Source organism: Pseudoalteromonas luteoviolacea NCIMB 1942 (assembly GCF_001625595.1).
In the GTDB taxonomy this organism is placed as follows: domain Bacteria; phylum Pseudomonadota; class Gammaproteobacteria; order Enterobacterales; family Alteromonadaceae; genus Pseudoalteromonas; species Pseudoalteromonas luteoviolacea_A.
The window spans coordinates 1-7,427 of the sequence record NZ_AUXT01000051.1; the positions used below are offsets into that span (position 1 = coordinate 1).

General features: G+C 40.0%; 4 protein-coding genes and 1 pseudogene. 2 read left to right on the plus strand and 3 right to left on the minus strand.

Going from position 1 to position 7,427, the window contains the following annotated elements; translation table 11 throughout:
- From N482_RS04020 to N482_RS04030, 3 genes and pseudogenes are all read right to left on the minus strand, one after another.
- Nucleotides 1–255 (minus strand): annotated as a pseudogene (locus tag N482_RS04020) (IS4 family transposase); the annotation flags it as partial.
- A 249-nt stretch (nt 256–504) separates the two neighbouring features.
- Nucleotides 505–2,601 (minus strand): S8 family serine peptidase, encoded by a 2,097-nt coding sequence (locus tag N482_RS04025; RefSeq protein ID WP_231100786.1) that lies wholly within the window; start codon nt 2,599–2,601, stop codon nt 505–507.
- A gap of 59 nt (nt 2,602–2,660) precedes the next feature.
- Nucleotides 2,661–3,428: a S1 family peptidase gene (locus tag N482_RS04030; protein ID WP_063375857.1), complete on the minus strand. Its 768-nt coding sequence runs from the start codon at nt 3,426–3,428 to the stop codon at nt 2,661–2,663.
- A gap of 475 nt (nt 3,429–3,903) precedes the next feature.
- Here N482_RS04030 and N482_RS04035 point away from each other — a divergent pair, with 475 nt between their 5' ends.
- Both N482_RS04035 and N482_RS04040 read left to right on the plus strand, forming a co-directional pair.
- Entirely contained in the window at nt 3,904–5,136 is a 1,233-nt protein-coding gene (locus tag N482_RS04035; RefSeq protein WP_081227728.1) for a TcdA/TcdB catalytic glycosyltransferase domain-containing protein, read from the plus strand.
- 10 nt (nt 5,137–5,146) lie between these two features.
- On the plus strand, nt 5,147–7,297 hold the full coding sequence (locus N482_RS04040) for a hypothetical protein (RefSeq protein ID WP_063375858.1): 2,151 nt from the start codon (nt 5,147–5,149) through the stop codon (nt 7,295–7,297).
- The last annotated feature ends 130 nt before the right edge of the window (nt 7,298–7,427 follow it).

The following is a 7,427-nucleotide window of genomic DNA, read 5'->3' on the forward strand; positions in this document are numbered from 1 at the left end:
GAGTAAAAATGTCATGCGTGTGTAAATAGCATCAATTTCTCGATGAATATGTGAGTTATTGCATAATCTGTCGGCCCGTTTTATCCGGTGTTTTTCTTTCGCAGCACTGTCAATATTACGCCCAATTCCGGTGACGGATAAAGCCGCACCAGACATTGTGCTTTCGATCGCAGAAAATAGGCTTGCTCGACGAACTTTATGCATTTTTGGCGTGACAATGGAAAGGCATTTAGATAATACTTGTTTGGCAATCATGGTATTGACCGATTAGTTTTGTTTGGCGATAGATCTGATCACCCAATGCCATGAATGCTCCCTTGCGCATCAGTTTTTTTATTACGCCCATTGTTTTACATAGATATTTCGTGGGGATTCCTCAGACTCTGACCCTATTGATTACATTTACCAATTAAGGTGGATATAAGGAAAGTCGGCGGTAGAATAGCTCAAACCGCTAACGTGCTTATAAAGCGCTCTCGCTGATTTAATGTTAACCTAAAATAGTTAATCTAATCTTTTCTTTTTATTGATCTTTTCTTGATGGCCTATTACGCGAATTGACCAGCTGTTTAAGCTGCCTTCTTGCTCATTATTATCATTAACAATAATTACATCTTCATAACTATTGCGACCTGATAATTGAAAACTCCGGTGCGTAGCGCTCATATCCGTCACATGCAACTTCCACTGACCATTCTCCGCATTCGCCTTCTCATTCCAAAATTTGTAGCTCAGCATCAGGTGATCGTCATAACCCTGCGTATTTTGTAGACCATTAATGACAGAGTTCAAAGCTTGACCGTTTAAATTACCAAAGGGCGACATTAAAATACTGCGTGTTCCACTGGGCGATTCCAACTCTATTTTCAAATCTGATATACGGCTGTGGGTAATATCCAACCTAACCTGTACCGCTTCAATATACAGTTCATCATTTAAAGTAATGACCGACGTCACCGTCTTTTTAGTATCCGGTATTTTAATTTCTGGTAAGTTCAAGTCTGAAGAAGCCCAGACCGATTCAACTAAGTCACTAGGTAAACTTTCAATGGTGTATCGTCTAATTAATTCCACGGCCTTATCAACATCAATTAACCCAAAGCCATAATGAGGGCTATACCAATGACCTGCTGCATTTTTAGACCAACCTTCTAATCCAATAATACCATCAACCGAAATGGCGCTTTGATTAGGGTCAATTCTGGTTGCAATATTAGCTAACAAATGGCGTATATCGCGAGATGATAACTGATGATTTTGCATAATCGCTGCTGACATTAACAAAGCAACCGCACCAGTTGCATTAGCAGCAGCCGAAGACGTCCCGTCTATTGCATAACTAAAATCTGACTGCTCAGCAATATATGACAACAGTGATCCACGACCCTGCTCATTGCCAAACTGCGGATTCAGTATTTGCATCAAAATCAATTGGTTAATAATTTGATGTTCTTGTGCAGTTAATGTTGTTTCAATAGACATAAACTCTGGTAATGTGTAGATCAGCCCTAAATCAATATTTTTTTCGCCGGTTCTCTGCATATAAATTTGCTCAACATCAAGTAGCTTCAATAGCAGGCTACTATGAGTACATGAGATAAACGGCGCATTACTTAGATCACTGATAAACATACTAGGCTCTAAAAGGCCTTGTTCTTTTAGATGTGTACAGGTAAATGTCGTTGAAAGATTTTTAACACCAGTGTTAAATGAATCTCCGCCTGGTGCTGAAATAAATACACTGCTGCCAGGTGTTGAATAAGAAGTTCTTTCACCAAAAGCATTGACGGCTCCAACAACCATATTCCAATAGTTGGCATTTTCATGATCTGAATTCGAATTTTGCCAAGGTAAAAAATAATTATCGCCAATGGGTTTGCTATTTTTTGGGTACTTTTTTACTCGATTATCATTAGCGTCAAGATAAAAGACACCACTTTCCAAATACCCATTACCCGCTGACTTTACAAATATCGCACTTCTTTTATCTGCTGAATTTTCAAGAGAGACTTTTTTTAACACTGATTGCATTTCGATATAATCTAACTCTGGAGTGCTCAATGTATATGGCACACTATGTGACCAAGCTAAACCATAACTTTGATTGAACACTTGAACATCATATGAGCTTTCATGTAGACCATGGCTAACCATAAAATCGTCTAAGTTATTAATACCTGAAAAAGATACTATCTGACTCTGGGGGGCTACGCCACGAATTCCAATATCATTTTCTGAAGCGGCTATTATTCCTGCCATCTTTGTACCATGAGAGTTATTTGTAGCTAACGAATTAATATCACTAAACATAATCAAATTATCAACTAATTCTGGATGTCTAACATCAACACCAGAGTCAATGACTGCAACTTTAATATCTTTTCCTTTATGACCCCATATATGTGTTTGCCAGAGATTTAAATCGCTATATGAATTATTATATCGCTTGAAATTCTGGTTTAGTAAATTCCACTGATATTTTAAAAGAGGGTCGCCTTTTGGGTTAATCCAGCGTTCCTTGTAATTCCTATCGGTCGTGGAACTTGCATCAAATATAAAAGAAAGTGGTAATATAAAGGTTATAATTTTTAAAGATTTCAAAACTCTCCCTCCTGTTTTATTGTTTTTATAATTAAAAACCCCCATTTGGGGGCTATTTATTATCGGATATGTTGATTTAAAAATGCTTTTGAGGCGCTAGAATAGACATCGACCCAAAATGCACTACCAACAGAGCCGCCACTAGTCACTCCTAAAATCCCTTGAGCAGAAAAAATAGGGCCACCAGAGTCACCACGGCCAGTTAAGGATGTACCTCTTGTCCAATCTTGATTTGAGCCACTGTTACCATTATCTCCATAAGCATATATCATTGCGCCGTCAACATAACTCACAGTAGCGATACCAAGACGCTTTACACCGGCACCTGTCTCCTTAACTTGGTTATTGTTTCCAAAGCCGATTATTGCAGCTCGTTGTCGTGCGACTGCTCTAGCTGATTGCGGTGCTAATGCTCTGTAGCTTGAAGAAACTGGGAAATCAAACTTTAGAACTGCTAGATCATATTGATAAGTGCCATTCCAATTTGAATCGTCATAATGAGGATGCACATAGACACTTGAAGGCCTTTGACCTTTAGCTTCCCCAGTCAATACTTCTATATTACTTGGATTATACTCTGACGAGGCTGCACAGTGGCCTGCCGTAAGAATAGTTTTTGAATCAACGAATGTACCTGTACAAATATAGCCATTAAACCCAAACATTACTATTTCAGAGTACACGTTATTACTGATTTCAATACTGTTGGTAATCAAGTTATCATAGATTGAATTAGTTTTAATGTTATTATTAGATATATCTGCACTTGCCATACTGCTAAATAGCATTGCACTTGAAATTATTGATGTTATTATGTTTATTTTCATGTCTTATCCTTTATATAATTAAAGTTGATTTTAAATAAATTTATTCACATTTGATATTTTCAAAAAAATAAATTTTGTGAAAATAAAGTGCGCTTTATGACCGATTTTAAAATTAGTTACTTGCACATATAAAAGAACACATAAAAAAAATAAAAATAACAAAAGTGTTAAAAATGTTTATTAATGAACACAGGTGTTTAAGTTTTGTTATTAAAAAACAAAGTAAAAACAAAGAGCAAGCTCTCTTTTTTTAAGAAAAGAGAATCAATGGGGTCACCCATTAGTCAGTCGTTGTAAAGTGCGCGAGTGAGTTTCTGCCGAATTATTTTCAGCATCAAACAGAAGTCACTCAATCTTCACTCGCGCCCGTTTTTTCTTTAGTTTGATGTAAGGACTAAAACATAGATTTACAAGAGTTTCATCTCATGCCTTTGCCTTAATATGGTTGAAAATTGAACTTTACAGGCATGACAACATGGCGAGAAAAATCAACAAAATTATCCATTGTACATGGGCCGGGGGCGGCTCTATTGAGAAGATTAAAACACTTCAGGGCATAAAGAGTTGGCTTGAACATGCGCTTGACTATCAGGTATGGGTTTGGTGGGATGATGCCCATCAATACAATATGGCCGTGCGTAAAACCTTAAACAAAAATTCGCAGCAATTACGGAAGGAGTATGACGAATCATCACGCACACCAAACCACCCTTTTCGAGGTACGGCAGCATCAGGTCGGGATATTCACAATATTCGATTCAGCACCAAAGGAATGGATAAAGATCAAAAGCTTGCATTAACGGTTGCGATGGTCAAAGAATCGCTCAACGATATGGCGCCATTGCGTGAGTTGGCTGCGGATGAAAAATATGAGGGCAGGCTGAAATTATGTAATCTCAGATCTCATGAATTCTTAACCGGTATGCAATGGCTAAACCAAGATGCCTATCATTGTGAATTGACACACAGAGGGATGTTTGCCGCTGCTGCGTCAGATATTCTTCGCTATGAAGCGCTATACAACTATGGCGGCATTTACCTCGATGTCGATATTGAACTAACCAAAGCCTTTGGTGAGTTGAGTGTAGAAGACGGCATGATGTTGGCGGCACTGACGCCCGATAAGCACGGCGAAGACTATCAGGGGAGCAAGTGGCCTGGCCGAACGGATTTGGAATTGGTTGAAGTACATGGTGACAAGTCGCTGTACCTGAGTAACTGTGCAATGGCAGCCAACAAGGGCAGTATTGTGGTTGACTTGATTCGTAAAGCGATTCATAGTGCCTATGAGGTCATACTCAACAGTGATTCCCCCCTTGAAAATGCAGGGTTATTGAAGGATTACTGGCAATCCAACATCACCCGCTCCACTTTGGATATTACAGGTCCGAACATTGTTCGTGAAGTAATGATGCTATACGCTAAAGGCACTCCGGTAGAAAAAATTCCATCCATTTGCTCCATCCGATTGATTAACTTTATCAATAATTATCGTTCTATTACGGATAACCAGAAAAAACCTGAAGATTTTGAAGTGATGTCACGTCCTGCATATGTCTGGCGAGATGATGATGTCGCCCAACAGTGGTTTTGGCAATGGGTGGCAAGGTACGCGGCTTTGCCGATGAGCGCTTTTAAGCTCGATACTGATGGAGCAGAAGAAAGCGATTGCCGAAAAGCCGGTAACCAAAAGCTCAAAGCTAAGTGAGGGTTGAACTATGGGAAAAATCTTTGCTGATTTCATTTGTGAAGACCGCTTGCAAGCGTTATTGCTCCTTTGTATCAAACGGGGATTCATCAAAGTTGATAGCACGCTGGGAAATTTGTCTTCGAGTGAAGTTGAAAGCATTGCCCGGTTTATCGTTCAACTTAGGCATTCTGCTTCAGTTAGGGAATTTCTCAATCTGTATAGCGATAGTGCGATGGAATCATTGGAACAACAGATTGAAAACTTGAAATCCTTACAGGATAAAAAACAAGGCAAGACACCTTGGCAAACGATGTTAATTTATCAACACAGTGTTTTGACCCGCATTGGCAAAAAAGCGCATCTGGTGAAAGATTTGGGTTTTTCCGACCAAAGCCAGTCGGTGCTTTATCCTAACATTGTCATTCCAATAAACGACGAATGGGTTACTTGTTACTGTACTGTCGCTCAATGTGATTATGAGCGCGGTCATTATAAAGATGCATTTTTAGATGAAAAAAATGCACTTATTGTCAAGCAGGATACTCAGTCGGGCAAATTCAATATCGGCATTAATAATCCCTATCGGGCGTTGAGTTGGTATTACAACTATGTCAATCAGGGGTTTGACAAAGCGGCGATTCGAGCTTGGCAGATCCCGACTTATATATTTATGGACTTGGCCGCCTATTCATTGGATGAAAACAAGACGGCACAGCTTAAAAAGGCCAAAGCCATTGTTGATGGTTGGCTGCCGACAGAATATATCATGGATGACAAAGCGGAAAAGTTGGCCAAAACTGCCGAACAAAACTGGAACGAGCTGTCTAGGAAAGAAAGAAAATTGGTTCCTATTGAACGGGCGCAAGATCTGTTGTTTGATGCCAAAAAGTTATTCAACGAAACCATTGAGAGTTGTGACTATCGTGCTCCGAACCAGTTTGGCTGGTATATTGACAAGCAAAGTGGCCTTTATCAGTTGATGGTAGAAAAAGCTAAAAATTTTACTACGTACACCGATACCGTCAAAAATACCAAGGTGGATGAAAGGGATGGTAATGTCATAGATATCAAAGAACTTGAGACTCAATTGGGGTTGTCAGATCAACTAAAGCGAACGACCTTTCAAGACATGGGGACTACCATGGTTAAAGGAGATGGTCATTTTGAACAAAGTAACTATGCAAGATTGCAATTGACCAGTTTACTAAATGTTTCTTTTGCTGTTGAAAAAGGCGCCACTGTTGACTTAGAAAAGTTGACCGATAGAGACTTGAAAATTTTCTGTGCGGTACTCAGTTACAATGGAATGAACCCTGAGCAAATGCTCGGCGAACAACAGTTATCTGCGCTGAACAACACTGGGACTAAGTACCAGTGTGTCAAAAAAGAGCGGCAGTTGGCAGACCAGATTTACCAACAAAATTGGGCCAAAGAGGTTGTCGCAACTTTGAATCGCTTTACTCCGGTGAAAAACAAAGCGGGTAGTCAATTGAGACGACTGCTGGGCGAGGCTGAGATTGATTCGAAAGTGAAGGTCACGGACATCATTCAATCAGATAGAAAACTCGACATGTTTTTGACGAGCATTGATGGCAGCAATTCAAGTGATGTTGAATGGCAGAGTGAACTTTTTTTGGCCTTGCGACCGCTAATGAGCAGTAGTAGTGGTGGTAAAAAAATTGATAAAAAAGATAAATTCGTTTGGCCGTTGTTGAAATCGTTCGATTTTGCTGTCGGTGGTGATAGTTCGCGGATGTTGGCGAAATATTTGCCTGAAATGCCGAAGAATAGAGAGGCCGCCCCAGGATTGTCATCATTTAACGACCCACTGCAAAACAGTCTTGTGCCCAGCTCATTTACACCGGTTCAAATTTTCCAGCTTAAGCTGGACAATGATGTCTTTGTGGCTTTGAAGCAGGCTGGTTTTCCTTTGCTTTCAGGGATATCAGGCACCACCCGCGATTTTTTTAGATTCATCGATGAAACAGAGCCTTTCCCGATAAAACTGTTACTGAGCATGATGGCTTTTATGAACTATTTCCATTTTCACACCATGGCTGAGTGTTTTGCTGCGGCGATACAGTTCTGTCCGCAGGCGCAGCTAAGAGAGCTGGGCCTGGATACAATCGCTACGCCGGATGAACTCTACGAGTGGATAGAGACTCAGCTGGAAATATAATGTAATCAAAGGGGTCACCCATTAGTCAGCCGGTGTAAAGTGCGCGAGTGAGTTTCTGCCGAATTATTTTCAGCATCAAACAGAAGTCACTCAATCTTCACTCGCGCCCGTTTTTTCTTTAGTTTGATGT

Excerpts from the sequence above, each read along its gene's own strand:
- N482_RS04040 (WP_063375858.1), top strand. The coding sequence starts at position 5,147 with ATGGGAAAAATCTTTGCTGATTTCATTTGTGAAGACCGCTTGCAAGCG.
- N482_RS04030 (WP_063375857.1), bottom strand. The coding sequence starts at position 3,428 with ATGAAAATAAACATAATAACATCAATAATTTCAAGTGCAATGCTATTT.
- N482_RS04035 (WP_081227728.1), top strand. The coding sequence starts at position 3,904 with ATGGCGAGAAAAATCAACAAAATTATCCATTGTACATGGGCCGGGGGC.